Below are 21,855 nucleotides of genomic sequence, written 5' to 3'. Positions count from 1 at the left end.
GAACAAAATAATATGGAGGATGATAATTATGAAAAAACTTACAATAATGGGAATTATGATATTTGCTTTAGGTGCTACAGCATTTGCTAGAGGACACCAAAATTGGAATGGAAATAATATGGGAAGAGGATATCATTCTGGATCTTCATACTGTGGTTCAAATCAAAATGGATTTAAAAGAAGTCCTGAAATGGAAAGAGCAAGACTTGTTATGGATGAAAAAAGATTAGAAATCAGAAAAGAACTTGTTAAAGATAAACCAGACTGGAATAAAGTTGAAAAACTAAACACTGAGATCGCTAATGAGCAAGGAAGAATAAGAACTACAATGATGAAATCAAGAGTTGAATACAATCAAAATCTTGCAAACAAACCACAATAATTAATTAAAAATAACTTGCAATTATATAATCAAGGGATTCAAAAAATATTTTTGAATCTCTTTTTTATTTTCTTTAAGTAATTGTTCTCTTTACTTTCACTATCATAATAAGGTAAAATATAATTAAAATATTTTTAAAAAAACAATCAGATATGGAACAGGAGGAAACAAAAAATGAAATTAGTTGTATCAGATTTAGATGGAACTCTATTGGATACCAAAAGTCAGATCAGTGATTATACAAAAGCAGCTGTAAAAAAATTAGTTGATAATGGAATTGAATTTGCTATAGCTACTGGAAGAGGACGAGCTTCTGCTGTGAGACTAAAAAAAGATATAGGATTAGATATCTATCTTATTTGCAACAATGGTGCTAATATATATGATAAAAAAGAAAAAAGTATCTTTGAAAAAATTATTGATAAAAAAACATCTCAAGAAATAATAAAACTTTTAAGAGATAGAAAAGTAGCGTATAATGGATTTATAGATGATGATTTTTACAGAGATGAATATGATAAAACTGATTATAGCAGAAGAATTGATTTTATAGAACATATTCTAATAAATATTGAAGATTGTCCTGCCCTCCATAAAATAATAATAGTAGAAGATGCAGATATAATCCTTAAAATAAATAAGGAACTGCGAGAAAAATTTTCTGATGTAGTAGAGATAACTATTTCCGATCCTGAATGTATTGATATAGTTCCTAAAGAATGCAGTAAAGGAAATGCACTTAAAGTTATAGCTCAGCAATTAGGAATAGATATGAAAAGAATCATGGCTTTTGGTGATGGAGAAAATGATCTTGATATGCTTAGAAAAGTTGGCCATCCAGTGGCTATGGAAAATGCTCAGGAAATAGTAAAAAAAGAGATAAACAATACTGCACCTAAAAATATTGAAAATGGTGTAGCTCTGTATATAGAGAAATTCTTTAAACTTTAAAATAAAAAATATCAGGGGGAAAAATGCTGGGAAATATTGTAAATACAGCCACTGTCATCCTTGGAAGCCTACTTGGTATATGGCTGAAAAAAGGTATTCCTGACAGAATAAAAGATATAATAATGACTTCTATGGGGCTTTCTATATTAGCTTTAGGAATTAAGGATGGAATAAACTTCAATAATGGAATGCTTATAATATTATTTATGGTTATTGGAGGAATTATTGGAGAACTTTTAAGAATAGATGAAAGGCTTACTCTCCTCGGAATTTATTTAGAAAAGAAATTTTCTAAAAATGAAAGTAATGATATAGTTAAAGGTTTTGTTACTACAAGTATAATGTTTAATGTAGGAGCAATGGCTATTGTTGGTTCTATAAAAAGTGGTCTTTCTGGAAATAATGAAATTCTGTTTATCAAAGCGCTCTTAGATGGTGTAGCCTCTCTTATTTTTTCATCAAAATATGGAATAGGAGTACTATTTTCAGCAGTTACAGTATTCATTTATCAAGGTTCTATATTTCTCTTTGCTTTTTTTATAAAAAGCGGACTTGATGATGCTGTTATCAATCAAATATCTGTTGTTGGTGGTCTTATGATGATAGGATTAGGAATAAATCTTTTATTTAATAAAAACATAAAAATAGGAAATCTTATGCCTGCATTATTTATTCCTATTATATATAAAGTTATTGTATCATTTTTTTAGCACTATAATAAAAAAATATTGACACATATAAAAAAAAGTAGTAATATTAATACCATAAACAAAATTCAATTAAAACAAGGAGATATTTATGTTAAGCAATACTTTAAAAACAGTCATAATATATATACCTATACTACTCATATCATGATTTAAAGGATTGATTTTTTACATAAATTTTTATGTTAGTCAAGCCTGTTTTCAGTATACAAAATACAAAAGGCTTGGGATTGAAAAGAGGTTAAAGCTTAGGCCTATTCTATATTTATAGATCTAAGCTTTTTTTATTAAAATTTTTTAAGGGGGAGAACATGAAAAAAATATTTTTTATTTTTCTTGTTATGTTAGGACTCATAGGATGTTCTGATAAAGCAGAAAAAACAGCAGGAGCTGAAAAACCGAAGAAGGAACAAATTTTAAGAGTTGGATTAAATGGAAAACCAAAAGGTGTTGATCCACACATGTATTCAGAAGTAATTGGGGGAATAATGTCTCAACAGATTTTTAATAGTCTGGTAGAGATAGATGAAAATGGAAACATAGTTCCTGAATTGGCTGAAAGCTGGGAATTTAAAGATCCTACTACGCTTATATTCAAATTGCAAAAAGGGGTTAAATTTCACAATGGTGATGAATTAAAATCTTCAGATGTAGTATTCAGTGTTAACAGAATGAAAAATAAACCAGCAAGTATGGTTATGGTTGATCCTATTTCAGGAGTTGAAGCACTTGATGACTACACTGTAAAAATTACTCTGTCAAAACCTTTCTCATCAATATTATATAATCTTGCTCACCCAAGAACTTCTATATTGAATGAAAGAAGTGTAAAAAAACAAAATGATGATCTTTCTATAGCTGGTGTTGGAACTGGATCTTTCAAGCTTATTGAATGGGGAACTGGTGAACAGATTACTTTAGAATCTTTCAAAGATCATTTCCAAGGAGCACCTAAATTTGACAAGCTTGTAGTTAAAACTATAACAGAAAATACTTCTAGAGCTATGGCACTAGAGGCAAAAGATGTAGACATTGCTTATACAGTTGCACCTATTGATTTAGAAAATCTTAAAAATAATCCTGATTTAGTAATTATAAGCAAACCAGTAGTTCTTACTGAAGCAATTACATTTAACTTTGATAAAGAAAAATTCCATAACAAGGCTCTTAGAGAAGCTATTGCTATGGCTATAGATAAAAAAGGTATTATAGATGCCATCTACAATGGTCTTGCTATTGAAGCAAACTCACCAGTCAGTAATGTGGCTTTTGGATATTCAGATAAAGTAACTGGACTTCCTAGAGATATGGAAAAAGCTAAACAGATAGTTGAAGAAAATGGTTTAACTGGAAGTAAATTAAAAATAATAACTAATGATAATCCATCAAGAGTACAAGTAGCACAAATTATTCAATCAAATCTTAAAGAGATAGGGCTAGAACTTGAAATAGAAGTTGTAGCATGGGCTACTTATCTTCAAGATCTTGCTAATGCAAACTTTGAGATGAAACTTGGAGGATGGAGTGGAGGAACTGGAGATTCTGATAATATCCTTTTCCCACTATATCACAGCAGTTCAGCTGGAGCAGCTGGTAACCATGGAAGATATAAGAATCCTGAACTTGATAAATATATAGAAGCTGGAAGAGCGACTTCTGATCCAGCAGAAAGAAAACATAACTATGAAATAGCTCAGCAAATGATTCAAGATGATATTGCTTGTGTGCCACTTTATTATTCAATGGATAATATGGTTATGAGAAAAAATATCAAAAACTTTAAATTTAGATCTACATATTTCCATGTTATAAAAGACATTGAATTTTAATTAAATAAAAAACGCGATTAAGGGGGAAAATTTATGACGAACGCAGGTTACATGTTTTTATTTTTATTTTTAACGGTACTATTCTTTGCAATAGGTGATTTTTTAGGAGTTTTTACAAAAGCTAAGCTTTCATCAGTTTTTGTTGCAATGTTTTTATTCTTAGTTGGATTTATGACTAAAATGATACCAGCTGATATGATTCAAAAAGCAGGATTATCTCAATCAGCTGCTTGGAGTGCTCCTTTGCTTATTTTTCACATGGGAACTATGATTAACATTAAAGAACTTATTGATGAATGGAGAACTGTTGTTATGGCAATTATTTCCATGATAGTAGGAATAATTGCTGTCTTTGCTGTTATTCCCCTAGTTGGAAAAGAAGCAGCTGTTGTTTCTATTCCTATTATTAATGGTGGAATTATTGCTACTCAAATAATGACTGGTGCTGCTATGGAAAAAGGATTCCAAACTGTTGCTGCACTTGGTACTCTTGTGTATGCTATTCAGAAATTTGTTGGAACTCCTCCTGCTTCATACTTTGGTATGAGAGAAGGAAGAAAAGTATTAGAACAATTCAGAGCTGGAAAAATTCAAGCTGTTACTGATGATAAAAAAGCTCCAGTTAAAGAAACTAAAATAACTTTTGCTAAAAAGAATGAAAAATATTTTACATCTTTTACTTGTATGGCTATTGCTGCTGCTGCAGCTTTCATTTCAAGAATAGTTCAGGAAAAAACTGGACTTAATGCTAGTATTACAGCACTTTTACTGGGAACTATTCTTTCATATACTGGAGCTGTTCCTAATGCTATACTTGATAAAGCAAAAGTTTCTGGATTCCTTTCATTTGCAGTTTTTGCAAGTTTGATTCCATCTCTTGCTAAAATTTCTTTTGGAGATCTTACTACTTTGGGATTCCAACTGCTTATAATATTTGCTGCATTTGTAATAGGAACTTATCTTTTAATTTATCTTCTTCCTACATGGAAAATAGTTGGATCAAGAGATCTGGCAATGGGTATAGCTATGGCACAGCTTCTTGGATTCCCAGCTACATATCTTATTGCTAATGAAATAGCTACTGCTCTTACAGATGACGAAGAGGAAAAAAATGCTATACTTAAAAGAATAATTCCAGCATATGTTGTTGCAGGACTTGCTTCAGTAACCACTATCTCTATCATTATCGCAGGAATATTTGTTGAGCTTCTTTAATAAAAACATATCTTCATATAAATTTTAAATTAATCTCTAGGAGGAATAAGATGTTAAAATTTGATTCTACTATTTATCCGTATCCATCAAGAAGAAATGTGATGTATGCTAAAAATGGAATGGTAGCAACTGGATCTCCACTTGCTGCACAAGCTGGACTTGAAATACTTAAAAAAGGAGGAAATGCAATAGATGCTGCTATTGCCACTGCTGCTGCTCTTACTGTTGTAGAGCCTACTGGTAATGGAATAGGAGGAGATGGGTTTGCTATCCTCAGTGTAAATAATAAAATGTATGGACTTAATGCCAGTGGTCCCTCACCAAAGCTTCTTGAAGCTCAAGATCTTTTAAATAAAGGATTAAAGGAGATGCCTAAATATGGATTCATTCCTGTAAATGTACCAGGAATACCTAAAGCTTGGGCAGAATTAAGCAAGAAATTCGGTAAACTTCCTTTAAGTGAAGTTGTAGCTCCAGCTGTAAAATTAGCAAGAGAAGGGTATGCTGTACCTGTAAATGTTGCTAAACTTTGGAAGAAAGCTGCTGTTAACTTTGGTAAAGAAGAAGGAGAAGAATTTAAATACTGGTTTGAAACTTTTACAGAAAATGGAAAATGCCCAGAGATAGGAGATGTAGTAAGACTTCCAGATCATGCAGATACTTTGGAAATGATAGGAGATACTTATGCAGATGCTTTCTATAAAGGAGAGCTTGCAGATAAAATAGATGCATTCTCTAAAAAATATAATGGATATCTTAGAAAAGATGACTTAGAAGAGTTTGAAGCAGAATGGGTGGAACCTATTTCTGTAAAATATCATGGGTATGATGTTTATGAACTTCCACCTAATGGGCATGGAATAAGTGCTCTTATGGCGCTTAATATCTTAGATAGATTCCAGTTTGAAGCGAGAGAAACAGTAAGATCATATCATACAATGATAGAAGCAATGAAGCTTGCATTTGTAGATGTGCAAAAATATGTAGCAGACCCTAGATTTATGAAAGTAACAGTTGAACAATTACTATCTAAAGCATATGCAGAGGATAGAGCAAAACTGATAGGAAGTACAGCTATAATGCCAGAAGCAGGAGATCCATATTGTGGAGGAACTGTATATCTGGCAGCAGCAGATAATGAAGGAAATATGATATCGTATATTCAAAGTAATTATATGGGATTTGGTTCTGGAATGGTAGTGCCTGGAACAGGAATAGCTCTTCATAACAGAGGTAATAACTTTAACCTTGATCTTGAAAGTGCAAACTGTGTAGGACCAGGAAAGAAACCATATCATACAATAATACCAGGATTTTTAGGAAAAGATGGAAAAGCTGTAGGACCATTTGGAGTAATGGGAGGATTTATGCAGCCACAGGGACATGTACAGGTGGTAACTAATACAGTGGATTTCCTAATGAATCCACAGGCAGCCTTAGATGCTCCAAGATGGCAGTGGGTAGGAAAGAAAAATATAGAATTGGAATATGGAGTTCCAGAACATATAGCATATGAATTAGCAGCAATGGGTCATGATATAAAAGTTCTGTATGATCCACTAATGATGGGAAGAGGAGAGATCATCTGGAGAATGGAAAATGGAGTTCTAGTAGGTGGAACTGAACCTAGAACAGATGGACATATTGCTTTATATTAAAATAAAATTTTAATAAGAAAATGGTGACTTGTTAATTTATCTTTTTTGTCACCATTTTTTATATTATAAATATTATTACTTTAACTATTAAACTCTTTCTTGACTTTTTATATACTCTTTTTCTTCTTTAGTACGAAGTAAACCAAATTGAATTGTGATAATTACTGCTAAAATTAAGAAATAACAATAAAAATTATATTTAACTACTTCAAGAGGATTTAATGCTGCATAAAAACCAGAAAGTGTCAACATACCCCCTGCATGTGGAGCAAGTCCATGAACAGCACAGGCAAAAATATCCATTAAACTTGCATTTCTTTTAGGAGAAATATGATGTTCTTCTGCAATATCTTTTGCTATAGGTGCTGTTATCATTATAGCAATCGTATTATTAATAAGTGCAAAATCTAATAACCCTGACATAGCCCCTATGCAATATTCTGCTCCTTTACGAGTTTTAACATTTCTGCGAAGTACTTTTATAAGCCATTCAATTCCACCAAATTCCTCAATCAATCCAATAAGACCTCTTAAAAGCATTGCTACTATTGCTGTAGACATCATTCCAGACATTCCAGTTCCAATTGATTGAACAAATGTTATCATTGTCATAGTTCCAGCAAACATTCCAACAATTCCTGCAAGGAATGTTCCAGACACAAGAACTATAAATACATCTATTCCTTTTACTGCTGCTACTATTACATAAATATAAGGTAAAATAAGCAATATATTGTATGGAAGTGTTTCTGAACTGATAGTTATATGACTTCCTGTTATATAATAAAGTATTGCTGAAACTATTGCTGCTGGCAGAGCAATCTTAAAATTCATTTTAAACTTATCTTTCATTTCACAACCAGCACCTTTAGTTGCTGCTATAGTTGTGTCTGAAATAATAGATAAATTATCACCAAATAGAGCTCCACTATAGACAGCTCCAAAAAACATAGGAATACTTGTTCCTGTAGTTTCAGCTATTGCAAGAGCAATCGGAGCAATAGCTACAAGAGTTCCTGAAGAAGTACCAATAGCAGTTGCAACAAGTGAAGATATTATAAAAATTCCTGGTAATACAAAACTTGTTGGAATAAAAGAAAGTCCTAAATTTACAACACTGGCTACTCCCCCCATTTGTTTCGCTACTCCTGCAAAAGCCCCTGCGACTAAGAAAATCATACACATCATTACTACTCCATCATTTCCTGCTGCAATACAAAACTTCTTAATTTTTGTTTCAAAAGGCATCTGTCTATACATAAGACATGCCACTATGATTCCAATAAATATTGCAGCATGGCGCGGAAATAAGTTCCATGCATTACTTACACCTGTTATTGTAAAATAGCATCCACTGCCCAAATAAAGAATAAGAAAAACTAACATAGGAATAAACGCAGATCCACCTAATTTTTTTTCTTTCATAACCCCTCTCCTTTATATGTTTTTATGATACCCCCATTTTAAAAAATTGAACATAACTTATATATTTACCTCTGCACTATATATAAGCAACTTTTGTGCCATAAATATAATAACTTACAATTAAAGAATATATTAAAATTTCTATTAAAAATAATTTTATAATTTTCTATTAAAAATGCAATTATATTCCCAAAAATATCTACTATAAAAACATAAATTGGTGAAATAAGGATAAAAATAGGATAAAATAAAATTAAAACAGGATATTTAACCTATATATTAAAATAATCTTGACATCTTATTTTTTCCCTCTTATAATACAAGTGAACATAAACTTAAATATTTGCCTTATTATTTTTTTAAAAGGCGGATGATTTTAATGAAAATAGAAAATTTGAAAAAAGCTAATGTTGGTTATACTAATACTCCACTTGAATTTATGAAAATACTTTCTCAAAAACTTGGTAAAGGAAATTTATATATTAAGCGAGATGATATGTCTGGATTAGCTTTAGGTGGTAATAAAACAAGAAAACTTGAATACTTGATTCAATATGCTATTGATAATGGCTACACTGCACTTATGACATTTGGTGGTGTACAGACAAATCATGGTAGATTGACAGTTGCTGCTGCCATAAAATATGGACTGAAACCTATTCTGATTTTGAAAGGGAAAAAACCTGATTATCTATCAGGAAATCTTCTCCTTGATAGATTGATGGGAGCTGATATTTATTTTGTTGATTATTCATCAGTTAAAAATTTATCAAAATCTGAACGTCAAATTGCTGAAAAAAAATTCTTAAAAGAATGTACAGATAATATTCTAAAAAAATATGAAGCTCAGGGAGAAAAAGTATTGAGTATTCCTGTTGGAGGACAGGGAGTTATTGGTTCCGCTGGATATGCAATGTTTGTCCCTGAAATTATAAAACAAATGCAGGAACAAAATATCAATGCTAAATATCTTATATGTGGTTATGGTTCAACAGGTACATTTGCTGGTTTATGGGCTGGTGCAAAATATTTTAATGCTCCTTTTGAAATTATTGGTATTCCAATAGAACCAGATTATTGTCCTATTGAAGAAACTGTAAAATCAATAAATGAAATAAGTGAATATTTTGATATGGGATTTACATGTCAGAAAGAGGATATCCATCTTGAAATTGGTAATGAACCAATTCCTTATGGAGGTACAGATTATAATGAACCTGATTTAGAAACTCAAAAAAGTATAGAGCTAATGGCTTCTTCAGAAGCAATTATACTTGATCCCTGCTATACTGGAAAAGTTTTTAGAGGGTTTGTGGATTTAATAAAAAAAGAAATAATTCCAGCAAATGAAAATGCAATATTACTTCACTCTGGTGGTGCTCCTGGTTTATTTGGAAAAGAACATTGTGATTCTTTACAAAGTTTATTATGGTCAGATGAAGAAAATGATCATGTAACAGTTATGAAATTATAAGGAGTGGCAATATGTATATACTAATTAAAAATGGCTTGATTTATGATGGAACACTAGAAAACAAACCATTTATTGGGGATATTCTTATTAAAAATAATATTATTGAAAAGATAGATAAATGTATTACCTTTAAAGCTGCAAAAATTATAGATGCTGAAAATAAACTTGTAACTCCTGGATTCATTGATATTCATAGACATTGTGATCTTGCAGTTTTTAAAAAAAATTTCGGAGAACTTGAATTAGCTCAAGGAATTACTACTATAGGAACTGGAGTTTGTGGTTTTTCATTTGCTCCTTATACACAAAACTCAAAAAATCTATATGACTATTCTGTTCCAACACATGGTTATCCTGTAAATGATATTAAATATCCAAAATTAAGTGATTATATTGCTGATTTAAAAACTATAAATAAAGCTGTCAATATCTCAACATTGCAAGGTACTGGTTCTATCAGAGTTGCTGTAAAAGGATATAAACCTTCTGCCTTTACTGAATCAGAAATGAAAGAAGCCCAAAAATATATCAATGAAGCTATTTCTTGTGGAGTAAAAGGATTTTCATCTGGTTTAGTATATCTCCCTGAAGTATATAATACTGCAGAAGAAATGAAAAAATTATTTGCTCCATGTAAAGGAAAACAGTTGATTTATATGCCACATATGCGTGATGAAGCTTCAAGACTTGTAGAAGCAGTTAAGGAAAGTATTGAGATTGCTGAAGAAAATGAAATGTCTCTCCATATAAGTCATTTAAAAGCATTGGGTCCAGACAACTGGGGAAAAACTCTTGATAAAGCAATTAAGTTAATAGAGGAAGCCCAAGAAAAAAAAGGAATGGATATTACAGTAGATTTTTATCCTTATCATGGAACTGCTACTACTTTAGCTGCAATTCTTCCAGTTTCTTTTTTAGACAGACCTTTTACTGATATATTAAAAGAAATTACTTCTCATGAAAATATAGAAAAAATACGTTATTGCTATTATAATCCAGGGCCAAATGATGAAAATATTGATCCTGATTTTCGTTGGTCTCATTCTATGATCAACAGTCTTTCAAAAATAGAAAATAAAAAATATATAGGAAAAACCATTCACCATTGCACTGTTGAATATGGTTATAAAGATGAAATAGAATTTATTGCTCATTTACTTAAAAATGAAGATGGAAAAGTTGGAATTGTTGGTTTTAATATTTCTCCAGATGATATTATAAAAATTGCACAATTACCTTATTCAATTGTAATTTCTGATGCTCTATATGATGAAAGTGATACACCACATCCTAGAAAAATGGCTGCTTTTACACATTTTCTTAAATATTATGTCAGAGATTTAAAAATTATTTCATTACAAGAAGGAATTCATAAAATTACACAAATGCCTGCCAAAAGATTGCATTTTCAAAGACGAGGAGTTTTAAAAGAAGGATATTTTGCTGATATACTTATTTTTGATATTGATAAACTTGGAGATAACTCTACTTTTGATAACTCTAATAATCTTTCTACAGGAATGGATTATGTGCTGGTCAATGGGAAAATTGCATGGAAAAATGAAAAGTTAATTGGGAAATATGGAGAAGTTCTTCATTAAAAGCTGTTTTTAAACAGCTTTTTTTGCATATACTTATAAAAGGGGGAATACTAATGAAAAAATCAATAGGCATAATTTCTAAAGCCAGTTCTATTGCTAATTTTTATAAAGATATATTATCTCAGGTTTTCACTGATAATATTGATATTTATACTTACAGTATTGAAGAAAAAACTATAAAACTTCTTCATAACTGTGATTTATATCTTTTATCAGCTACAAGTGATGATATAAAAAAATATAAATGGGCAGAAGATTTTTTACCCCCAGAATCTAAAACTGTTAAGGCTGATATTGTTTTTTCTAAAAAAGCAATTGATATTTTAAAAAAATATCCTGTTGGCACAAAAGCATTAATAGTAAATCAAAATAAGCATATGACAATGGAGAGTTTATCTCAATTAACTCACTTAGGAATATCTAATATTGAATTCTTTTTATATTATCCAAAAATGAAAAAAGTTCCCTCAGTTGATCTTGCTTTTGCAACTGGAGAAAAAGAACTTATTCCCTCTAAAATATCTAATTGCATTGATTTAGGATGTAGAAAATTATCTGTTAATACCATTTATGAAATAGCTCTGAAACTGGATCTCACTTTTGTATTAAAAGAGAAGGAATTTGAAAATTATATTAATTCTTTAGCTGTAAAAAATTATTCTCTTCAAAAAATATCATACAATAACCTTACTACTGAATTAAAATTGGAAGCTATATTAAATTCTCTTGATTCAGGAGTTATTATTATGGATGAACAAAATAATATTACTATGATAAATGATGTAGCAAAAAATCTACTTCAATTAAAATTTAATATCCTAGGTAAATCAATAAAAGAAGTTTTCCCATGGCTTTCAATTACTCCATTGCCTATTTTTACAAATGAAAATTCAAAACTTATTAAAATAGAAAATAATGAAATCAGTGTATCAATAATGCCTCTGCTTTTAAAGAATAAATTTTTAGGTAATTTTGCTTTATTAGAAAAATTCGATTTATCTGAAAAAAAGCAAAATGCACTACGTATACAAAAAATCAAAAAAAAATCCTACGCTAAATTTACATTTGAAGATATCATAGGAACAAGTTCTGCAATTCAATCAGTAAAAGATATAGCCATACGAATGGCTGCAAATAACTGTTCTATAATTCTTGAAGGAGACAGTGGAGCAGGTAAGGAAATGTTTGCTCAAGCTATCCATAATGCTTCTCCCAGAAGAGATTCAGCTTTTGTAGCAATAAATTGTGCTGCTCTTCCTGAAACACTTCTTGAAAGTGAACTTTTTGGATATACTGAAGGTTCTTTTACTGGTGCAAAAAAAGGTGGTAAAATTGGTCTTTTTGAATTTGCAAATGGAGGAACACTTTTTTTAGATGAAATTGAATCAATGAGTCCAATGATGCAAGTAAAATTATTAAGAGTTTTACAAGAAAAAGAAATAGTTAAAATAGGAGCAACAGAACCTATTGGTATAGATGTAAGAATAATTTCATCTACAAATGAAAATATTCTTGAAAAAATTTCTCAATCTAAATTTAGAAAAGATTTATATTATAGACTAAATGTAATTCCTATTAGAATTCCTTCATTAAAAGAAAGAAAAGAAGATATCTTTTCTCTTATTAAATATTTTCAAAATGAATTAAATACAAATTTTGAATTAACTGATACAGTAAAATCAATATTTTTAAATTATCCATGGCTGGGAAATGTCCGAGAATTAAGAAATCTAATTGAATATTTTTCATGTTTGGATATATCTAAAATTGATTATATTCATTTGCCAGAACCATTTCAAAATAGTTTAATTCAAAATCATATAAAAGTAAATTTTAAAAAATCATCAGTTAACAATAGTTCACATTTAAAATTTTTACCTCAAGAAGTTGCTGTTTTACAAGTTTTAGAAAATCGTTACTCCTATGGAAAAGGATTTGGAAGAAATGGAATTATAAAAGCCTGTGAAGATATGGGCTGCCTTATAACTGAGCATGAAGTTAGAGAAATATTGAAAAAATTTCAAAAAGAAAAGTATGTTAGAGTAAATAAAGGAAGAAGTGGTACTTATTTAACTGAAAAAGGAAATAATATTATAAAAAAATTAAAAAATTTGAGTTGATTCAATTGAAAAAATGTTATTATTAATTGGTTTTTCCACAAGTATAAAATATTAGAAATTTGAAAAAATTTTTAATATTTTATACTTTTTTCTATTTTAAAAAAAGCTTTGGAGTTATTTAAAGGTGATTCTAATTATAAAAATAAAGCTGTTAACATGCTTGGTATAGGTATTGCTACATCATAGATAAATATAATATAACTCATTTATAAAATTGTGTTTATAATATTAAATATAATTTCAGTAATTATGGCAGTTCAAATTTTAAACTGTTTAATTACTGAAAATTTTTTATTTACACAATATTATTTTCTATATTTTTTTATTAATACATTTACTGCAATATATCTTCTAAATTTTTTTATTATTTAATTATAATATTTTCTGAATTAAAATTACTATAAAATCTACCACTTTCAGCAGTAAACTTTAATACACAATAATCTGGATCAGTAACTCCTTTTGAATAATACAGTTCATCTCCATCTTTCCATATCATTTTTTTACTTAAATTATCTTCAAGTATTTCTATCTTCCCCTTCAACATAATACCTCTAAAAAAACGTCTGTCACAAAAATAAATACATGCTTTAGAATTTATTTTATATTGTCTAACACGCATAGAAGAAGTGTTTGTTGTAAAGTAAAAAACTTTAATTCCTTCTTTTTTTCTTGGTGGAAGCATTGCCTTAGTATTTGGAAATCCTTCTTCATCTATTGAACTTATGTATACTACTCCTTGTTTTTCTATGAGATTTCTCAATGTTTTTTCTACATCTTTCATATCAATCCCCCCTCTTATATTTTAGTATACTATATTTTCTATCATTATGATATTAGAATTATTATTATAATTTTTTTTAAATACTTGAAATATTGTATTAAAAATCACTTTTTCTTTAGAGAATTAAATATTATTAAAAAATTTTGATTCTAGCACAGAAATTGCTTAATATATAATTAAAATAAATATATATTAAGGAGTAATTTATGCTTTTGATAAAAAATGGAAATGTTCTCATAGAAAATATTAAAGCTATACTTGAAGCTGCTGGATATACTTTTAAAGATGTAGTAAGAGCTGGTGTATTCATTAAAGATATGAATGATTTCATAGCTGTAAATGAAGTTTATGCTGAATATCTTGGAGAGGTAAAACCTGCAAGAGTATGTGTTGAAGTAGCTAGACTTCCAAAAGATGTAAAAGTTGAAATAGAAGTTATTGCTGTAAAATAGTAATATATAATTAAAAATGGGGAGAAATTCAACAGTTGAATTCCTCTCCATTTTTTTATTTTAATTATATATTTCCATCATATTTTTTATCATCTCTATCAATTTTTCTCTTACTTCTATTGGTTCCAAACACTCACATTTATTTCCAAAACTAAGAAGCTCTTCATAATCAAAATCATCATCTACAAATGGGAAATTAACAATCATTTTATCTTTTCCACAATATGTTATATTCTCTTCTTCACATCTTTCAAGTATTCTTTCTTTTAGAGAAATATCAGCAAGGAGTTTTATATTTATTATTCTTTTTTCTATCCAGTTCATTTCCAAATCTTTTATATCAAATTTCCTTAAAGAAAAAGTTTCATCAAGTACTTTTAATTGGGAAATTCTTGCCAACTTAAAAAGACGAAAGTCATTTCTTAAAGTACAATAACTATTCATATACCATTTTTCCTCTTTCCACAAAAGTTGATAAGGTTCTACCTTTCTTTTTGAACTCTTTCCACTTCCATCCAGATAATGAAATATAAGACATTTTCTTTCATTTAAAGATTCTTTTATCTTATTGAGATTACTTTGAAGTTTTTTATTTCCACTCCATGTAGTCAAATCAATTATTATCTGCCCTGATTTCAGCTTTATCTCCTGAATATGCTCTTCTGGAATAAGGCTTTGCAATTTTGTAAGAACTTTATTCAATTCACCATTGGAAACTGATGAAGATATACTTCCTAATCCTGTCATAAGAGTAGTTATATCTTCCTTAGTAAAAAATTTTTTATCTATTTTATATTTTTCTAAAATACTAATACCTCCGTTGATACCAGTATAAGTAACAATGGGTATCCCTGCTGCCTGTATTGCTTCTATATCTCTGTAAATAGTCCTCGGAGTCACTTCAAACATTTCAGCTAATTTAGACGCACTTATTTTATTCTGTTCAAGAAGGGCTATAACAATAGAAAGAAGTCTATCAATTTTCAAATTTTATCACATCCTGAATTTTTATTTTTAAACTATGACATACTGATGTCAGCTTTTTAATGTTATACTTAAGTAACAATAGATCTATTGAAACAAATATTTATGGAGGTAAAAAATGGATTTGCTTAAAGAGTTTTATGAAATAATGGAGAAACAAAGTGATATTGCTTTAGCTACAAGTGTAAATGACATACCAAATGTAAGAATAGTCAGTTTTTATTTCTGGCCAGATAAAAATATTCTATATTTTAGCAGTTTTAAAGACGAAGTCAAAACAAAAGAATTTGAAAAAAATAATAAAGTATCTTTTACAACTATTCCAAGAGAGAATATAAAATATGCACGTACAAATTCTGGAATAGTTAAAAAGAGTGATTTACCTATGTCTGACTTCAAACAGGTCGTTTGTGAAAAAGTCCCTGATTATAAAGAAATAATAGATAATTTTGAGGACAAACTTATCATATATGAAATATCTTTTAAAGAAGCTACTATTACAATAAATTATGATGAACACAAAATAACTCTATAAAATAAAAAAGAGAAGATTTAAAATATTTATTAAATTTTTTATCTTCTCTTCAATATTTTTTAAAAAGATAATTTCTATAATAAAAATTATTTATTTATCTGGCTGTCTTTTTTTAATTGTTCTATATCCACTTCTTTTATAAAAGTAACTATATCTTTCCACATTGAATGATATCCATATCCTCCATTTAACATTTCAGACAGAGCTTCTTCTCTTTCCCAATTTTGATATACCATCCGATACAAAGCAACCATCATTCCTGTTCGATCTGCTCCATGATAGCAATGTATTAATATTGGTTTTTCATTTGTAGATAAATTATCTGGATTTAAAAACTGCATAACTTTTACTGCATCTTCATATCTAGGATTCCATGCTCTCATACTTACATGTATAAGCTTTAAATCAGTATTTTCAGCTAATTCTATATCTTTCTGTTTAGAACGTAAAGATATTACTGTTCCAATCCCTAATTCTTCTGCTTTTTTCATCCCCTCTCTTGTAGGCTGAGCTGAACGAAAAAGATTTTCTGAAACTTTATGAAAATTATCCAGTCCTTCTACTTCCAAAGGGATCCCCCACTGTTGAGGTTTTTCTATTTTATTTATTTCTTGAGATGAACAGTTACTCAAAATAAATAAACTAAAAAATAATGTAACAATCAGAGAAATCCTTTTTACTTTATAAGATTTTTTTAAAATATTAATTTTCATTTATCTTTCCTTTCCATAATTAGTATATAGACATTTCTTATTTACTTTTAATATAGCAGATTTTCCTCTTTTTTCAAATCTTTATCTTTCAACTATAAAGAGGATGGAATACAAAACAGATATTAAATTCTGCTTTTCTCCATCCTCTTTTATTTTAATATTTTTTATTTATAACAGATATGTTTATTTTTTACTACCTGTTTTCCATTTTTATAAACATCTTTTACATGATTTATCTGTATCAAATATTACAAAATCAGCTTTTTTTCCTACTTCAAGACTTCCTATATTATTTTCTCTTTTCACAGCTCTTGCTCCATTTAGAGTTACTGCCTTAAATATTTCAGCTGGGGTCATTCGCAGCTGCGAAGAGCATATCTGCATTACCAACTGCATATTTTCAGTAGGACATGAACCTGGATTATAATCAGTAGATATAGCAATGTCTACTCCTTCATTTATCATTTTTCTCACAGGTGCATAAGATTTCCCAAGATTAAATGAAGTAGCTGGCAGGATATCAGCTATTACTCCATTTTCTTTTAGACTTTTAATTCCTTCATCGCTTACTGCCATAAGATGTTCTGAAGACACTGCTCCTACTTCCCCTGCAAGTTCACCACCCCCAAGAGATACTATTTCATCAGCATGTATCTTCAACATATATCCATATTTCTTAGCTTCATTTAATATTTTTCTGCTCTCTTTTACTGAAAAAACCTCATCTTCACAAAATATATCACAAAATTCTGCAAGTTTTTTTTCTTTTATTATAGGAAGCATTTTTATTATTTCTTCAATATAACCTTTTGAGTTTCCTTTAAATTCCTCTGGTATAGCATGAGCCCCCATAAATGTAGAAACTATATCAATAGGATGTTTTTCATCCAATCTCTTATTTACTTCCAGCTGTTTTATTTCATTTTCTAAATCAAGTCCATACCCACTTTTAGATTCTACTGTAGTTACTCCAAAACAAAGCATTCTATCTAATACTTCATATGCTTTATCAAAAAGCTCATATCTTGTAGCTTTTCTTGTAGCTCTTACTGTACTAAGTATTCCTCCACCATTTCTAAGTATTTCAAGATAAGGCACTCCCTTTAATTTTAAGGAAAGTTCATTTTCTCTAGAGCCATAATGCACAAGATGTGTGTGTGAATCTATAATTCCAGGAGTAACTACTTTTTTTTCCACATCCACAAACTTTGTCCATTCTGATTTTAAACTTTCAGGTATATTTCCAGTTCCAATCTGAAGTATTTTTCCATCTGCTACAGCTAGATAAGCATTTTTTAATATCTCTATATTTTCCATTCCATTATCAAAATTTACCCTATCTAATTCTTTGGAAGTTACTAATATTCCAATATTATATAATATTAAGTCTGCTGTCATCTGCTCCTCCACCATGTATAATTTTTATTTATTTTATTTTTTCAGCAACAAGTTTTTTAATCAAGTCATCATCAGCAATGTAAGGAAGTGTAATATGATCTGTTCCTTTATTATCATTATTATATTCAATAACTGTTTCTATTGAATGAGGATTTCTAGCCCATGCTCTTCTGGCTACTCCCCCCATTACATCCCAAGGCATAGCCTGCATTAGTATTTCATCAACTCTGTGGCTTCCATCAAGAACCATTCCAAATCCACCATTAATAGATTTTCCTATTCCTACCCCTCCTCCATTGTGAAGAGCTATCATAGTCATTCCTCTTGCTGCATTACCAGCAAAACATTGAGTTGCCATATCTGCCATTATGTTGCTTCCATCTTTTATATTTGAAGTTTCTCTAAATGGTGAATCTGTTCCAGATACATCATGATGATCTCTTCCAAGCATTACTGGCCCTATCTCACCATTTCTCACCATCTCATTAAATTTTAAAGCTACTCTTGTTCTGCTCATTGCATCCTGATAAAATATTCTGGCCTGTGTTCCCACTACAAGTCCATTTTTATCAGCATCTTTTATCCACATATAATTATCTCTGTCCTGATATCTTCTCTCTGGGTCAACAAGTTCAAGTGCTGCATGATCAGTTTTTAATAAATCTTCTTTTTTACCAGACAAACACACCCATCTAAAAGGTCCATATCCATAATCAAATAGTTCTGGCCCTAAAATATCCTCTACATATGAAGGAAATATAAAGCCACCTTTATCATTTCTTCCATTTTTAGATATTTCTTTAATTCCTATATCATAAATAGATTTAAGGAAACTATTTCCATAATCAAAAAAATATACTCCTTTAGATGTTAGTTTTTTTATAACTTCATAATGTCTTCTTAATGTTTCATCTATAAGTTTATTAAAAGTTTCTCTATCTTCTGCCAGCAATCTTGTTCTTTCTTCAAAAGTTATTCCTGCTGGACAGTATCCTCCATCATATACAGCATGACATGATGTCTGATCTGAAAGAAGGTCTATATGTTTATTATTTTTATCAGCATATTCTAAAAGGTCTACAATATTTCCATGAAAAGCTATTGCATATGGAACTTTAGCTTCTTGTTTCTCTTTTGCAATAGAAAATGCCTCTTCTGGAGTCCAAGCTATTTTATCTATCCATCCCTGTTCAATCCTTGTATGAATTCTTGAAATATCTACTTCTGCTACTATTCCTACCCCTTTAGCTATTACAGTAGCTTTTCCTTGAGCTCCACTCATTCCTCCTAACCCAGAAGTAACAAATATCTTTCCTGCAAGATCTCCATCTTTTGCTACTCCACAAAAAAGTCTTGCTGCATTAAGTATTGTGGAATAAGTCCCATGTACTATTCCTTGTGGTCCTATGTACATCCAGCCACCAGCTGTCATTTGCCCATAATTAGCTACTCCAATAGCTGCTGCTCTTGCCCAGTTATCATAGTCATCAAATGCTCCCACCATAAGTGCATTAGTTATTATCGCTCTTGGTGCATATGGATTTGATCTGAATAATCCTGTAGGATGTCCTGAGGCTACTACTAAAGTCTGATCTTGAGTAAGGTTTTCAAGATATTTTTTTATAAGCAGATACTGCATCCAGTTTTGACATATTTGTCCCGTTTCCCCATAAGTAACTAACTCATAAGGGTAAAGAGCTATTTCAAAATCAAGATTATTATCTATCATTACCTGCATAGCTTTAGCCTCTCCACATTTTCCTCTGTATTCATCAATAGGCTTCCCATATATTCTTCCTTCTGGTCTGAATCTATACCCATATATTCTTCCGTGCTCCATTAATTCATTTAAAAATTCTGGTGCCAGTTTTTCATGATATTCTTCTGGTATATATCTTAAAGCATTTTTTAGAGCTAATTCAATTTCATCTTTTTCCAGATACACTACCCTCTTTGGTGCCCTTCTTATTTTTGGATCCATTTCAGGCATTTTTTCTGGTATATCTTGAGCTGCCAGTTTTATTGTCATTGCATTAAATATGTCTTTGTTTATCATTTTATATCCCCCTATATTTTTAATTCTCCAATAACTTTTTCTACATTTTCAACTATACTGTTTTTTTCTATTAATGCTTCTACAGTGTTGATATCAATATTCATAACCCTGTCTTTATCATAATATGATACTACTTCTCTTACTGCTGTATATGCTTTTTCAGTTCCAAGTCCAAGATTTTTATTTATTTTTTTAAGGTCTATTCCCTGACAAGCTGACAAAATTTCCATAGCTATTACTTTTCTTGCATTTTTTAATATCTCTCCTGCTTTTCTGGCTGCTATAGTTCCCATAGATACATGATCTTCTTGATTTGCTGAAGATGGTATAGAATCTACTGAAGCAGGATGAGCTAAAACTTTATTTTCTGATACAAGAGAAGCTGCACTATATTGAACTATCATAAATCCAGAATTAACTCCTCCATTTTCAACTAAAAATGCTGGAAGCCCACAATTTAAGCTTGGATTTACAAGTCTTTCTATTCTTCTTTCAGAAACATTTGCCATTTCTGATATTGCTATTCCTAAAAAATCAAATGGAAGTGCCATAGGCTGTCCATGAAAATTTCCTCCTGAAATAACATCATCTGTATCACAGAAAATTATTGGATTATCAGTTACTGCATCCATTTCTATTTCAACTTTCTCTCTTATAAATTCAAGTGCATCCTTACTTGCTCCATGTATTTGCGGAATGCATCTCAATGTATATGGATCCTGTGTTCTCATTTCTCCCTGTCTAGTTGTACATTTACTTTCTTTAAGGATATTTCTGAAATTTTCAGCTGTTTTTATCTGACCTTGATGCCCTCTCACTTCATGAACTCTAGGATCAAATGCACAAGTTATTCCATTTAAAGCTTCCATTGTAAGAGCTCCTGCAATATCCAGATGTTTCATAAGATTAATTGCATCATATGTTACATGAGCTCCAATTGATGTCATTACTTGTGTTCCATTAATAAGTGCTAATCCTTCTTTAGAAGAAAGTTCATCAAGAATAGATACTCCAGCTTTTTTCATGGCTTCTGCCCCATTCAAAAGCTCTCCATTTACATAAGCTTTTCCCATCCCTAACATTACCAATACCATATGTGATAAAGGGGCTAAATCTCCTGAAGCTCCTAATGATCCTTTTTCTGGAATAAATGGAGTTACATCCTTATTAAGCATATCTACCAATGTATCTAAAATTATTTTTCTTACTCCTGAATGCCCTTTGGATAAATTTACTACTCTAAGAAGCATTATTCCCTTTGCCATATCTACTGGAAGCGGGTTTCCTACACCACATGAATGACTCATTATAAGATTTTTTTGAAGCAATCCTGTTTCTTCTTCTGAAATAACTGTATCTGAAAATTTTCCAAATCCTGTAGTAATTCCATAGGATACCTTTTTTTCTTTTACATATCTATCTACAAGCGCTCTGGCTTCTGCTACTCTTTTATATGCTTCTTCTGATATTACTACCTCATAACCTTTTCTTGTAACATTAATCAGATCTTCTAATGTAAGTCTTCTGTCCCCTATTCTCAATCTCATTAAAAATCGCCTCCTAAGTTATTT

Annotated in this window: 16 protein-coding genes and 2 pseudogenes; 11 read left to right on the top strand and 7 right to left on the bottom strand. The window is 30.1% G+C overall.

Annotated features, from left to right (window positions below; translation table 11 throughout):
* Positions 1–28: 28 nt before the first annotated feature.
* The 6 genes from E6771_RS01090 to ggt all read left to right on the top strand — a co-directional run bounded on the left by E6771_RS01090 (position 29) and on the right by ggt (position 6,742).
* A complete protein-coding gene (locus tag E6771_RS01090) occupies positions 29–382 on the top strand; it encodes a hypothetical protein (RefSeq protein ID WP_316089000.1) in 354 nt (117 codons plus the stop codon).
* 174 nt (positions 383–556) lie between these two features.
* A complete protein-coding gene (locus E6771_RS01085) occupies positions 557–1,333 on the top strand; it encodes a Cof-type HAD-IIB family hydrolase (protein ID WP_316088998.1) in 777 nt (258 codons plus the stop codon).
* A 23-nt stretch (positions 1,334–1,356) separates the two neighbouring features.
* Complete coding sequence (locus tag E6771_RS01080) at positions 1,357–2,043, top strand: DUF554 domain-containing protein (protein WP_316088996.1); 687 nt, start codon at positions 1,357–1,359, stop codon at positions 2,041–2,043.
* A 308-nt stretch (positions 2,044–2,351) separates the two neighbouring features.
* Positions 2,352–3,869, top strand: a complete 1,518-nt coding sequence (locus tag E6771_RS01075; protein WP_316088995.1) for an ABC transporter substrate-binding protein — start codon at positions 2,352–2,354, stop codon at positions 3,867–3,869.
* A gap of 33 nt (positions 3,870–3,902) precedes the next feature.
* Complete coding sequence (locus tag E6771_RS01070) at positions 3,903–5,084, top strand: hypothetical protein (protein WP_316088993.1); 1,182 nt, start codon at positions 3,903–3,905, stop codon at positions 5,082–5,084.
* A 50-nt stretch (positions 5,085–5,134) separates the two neighbouring features.
* Positions 5,135–6,742, top strand: coding sequence for a gamma-glutamyltransferase (ggt, locus tag E6771_RS01065; protein WP_316088991.1), 1,608 nt, complete (start codon positions 5,135–5,137; stop codon positions 6,740–6,742).
* Positions 6,743–6,829: 87 nt separating this feature from the next.
* Here the strand turns inward: ggt and E6771_RS01060 are convergent, their stop codons facing one another.
* Positions 6,830–8,167, bottom strand: coding sequence for a Na+/H+ antiporter NhaC family protein (locus E6771_RS01060; RefSeq protein ID WP_316088990.1), 1,338 nt, complete (start codon positions 8,165–8,167; stop codon positions 6,830–6,832).
* Positions 8,168–8,546: 379 nt separating this feature from the next.
* Between E6771_RS01060 and E6771_RS01055 the strand changes: the two genes are divergently transcribed.
* Genes E6771_RS01055 through E6771_RS01045 form a run of 3 tightly spaced genes read left to right on the top strand, consistent with a single transcriptional unit; the run spans position 8,547 to position 13,362 of the window.
* Entirely contained in the window at positions 8,547–9,641 is a 1,095-nt protein-coding gene (locus E6771_RS01055) for a 1-aminocyclopropane-1-carboxylate deaminase/D-cysteine desulfhydrase (protein WP_316088988.1), read from the top strand.
* An 11-nt stretch (positions 9,642–9,652) separates the two neighbouring features.
* Positions 9,653–11,242: an N-acyl-D-amino-acid deacylase family protein gene (locus tag E6771_RS01050; RefSeq protein WP_316088987.1), complete on the top strand. Its 1,590-nt coding sequence runs from the start codon at positions 9,653–9,655 to the stop codon at positions 11,240–11,242.
* 53 nt (positions 11,243–11,295) lie between these two features.
* Positions 11,296–13,362, top strand: a complete 2,067-nt coding sequence (locus tag E6771_RS01045; RefSeq protein WP_316088986.1) for a sigma-54 interaction domain-containing protein — start codon at positions 11,296–11,298, stop codon at positions 13,360–13,362.
* A gap of 364 nt (positions 13,363–13,726) precedes the next feature.
* Here the strand turns inward: E6771_RS01045 and E6771_RS01040 are convergent, their stop codons facing one another.
* Positions 13,727–14,146 carry a pyridoxamine 5'-phosphate oxidase family protein gene (locus tag E6771_RS01040; RefSeq protein WP_316088984.1) on the bottom strand — a complete coding sequence of 140 codons (420 nt, stop codon included), beginning with the start codon at positions 14,144–14,146 and terminating at the stop codon, positions 13,727–13,729.
* 236 nt (positions 14,147–14,382) lie between these two features.
* On the opposite strand from E6771_RS01040, the pseudogene E6771_RS01035 reads away from it, so the two are divergent.
* Positions 14,383–14,598 (top strand): annotated as a pseudogene (locus tag E6771_RS01035) (Rid family hydrolase); the annotation flags it as partial.
* 60 nt (positions 14,599–14,658) lie between these two features.
* Here E6771_RS01035 and E6771_RS01030 read toward each other — a convergent pair.
* Positions 14,659–15,585 (bottom strand): YafY family protein, encoded by a 927-nt coding sequence (locus E6771_RS01030; RefSeq protein WP_316088983.1) that lies wholly within the window; start codon positions 15,583–15,585, stop codon positions 14,659–14,661.
* 115 nt (positions 15,586–15,700) lie between these two features.
* On the opposite strand from E6771_RS01030, the gene E6771_RS01025 reads away from it, so the two are divergent.
* Positions 15,701–16,117 (top strand): pyridoxamine 5'-phosphate oxidase family protein, encoded by a 417-nt coding sequence (locus tag E6771_RS01025; RefSeq protein ID WP_316088981.1) that lies wholly within the window; start codon positions 15,701–15,703, stop codon positions 16,115–16,117.
* Positions 16,118–16,203: 86 nt separating this feature from the next.
* Here E6771_RS01025 and E6771_RS01020 read toward each other — a convergent pair whose 3' ends face one another.
* From E6771_RS01020 to hutH, 4 genes and pseudogenes are all read right to left on the bottom strand, one after another.
* A complete protein-coding gene (locus tag E6771_RS01020) occupies positions 16,204–16,686 on the bottom strand; it encodes a dual specificity protein phosphatase family protein (protein WP_316088978.1) in 483 nt (160 codons plus the stop codon).
* Between the two features lie 308 nt (positions 16,687–16,994).
* Positions 16,995–18,228 (bottom strand): annotated as a pseudogene (gene hutI / locus E6771_RS01015) (imidazolonepropionase).
* Between the two features lie 28 nt (positions 18,229–18,256).
* Positions 18,257–20,284, bottom strand: coding sequence for a urocanate hydratase (locus E6771_RS01010; protein WP_316088976.1), 2,028 nt, complete (start codon positions 20,282–20,284; stop codon positions 18,257–18,259).
* Between the two features lie 11 nt (positions 20,285–20,295).
* The gene (hutH, locus tag E6771_RS01005; RefSeq protein ID WP_316088975.1) at positions 20,296–21,831 is read right to left on the bottom strand and encodes a histidine ammonia-lyase; all 1,536 of its coding nucleotides are present in this window, start codon (positions 21,829–21,831) and stop codon (positions 20,296–20,298) included.
* Positions 21,832–21,855: the final 24 nt, after the last annotated feature.

Origin of the sequence: Fusobacterium sp. (assembly GCF_032477075.1) — a bacterium.
GTDB lineage: Bacteria > Fusobacteriota > Fusobacteriia > Fusobacteriales > Fusobacteriaceae > Fusobacterium_A.
The sequence above is the reverse complement of the archived record's forward strand: the minus strand, read 5'-3'. Positions and strand labels throughout refer to the sequence as shown.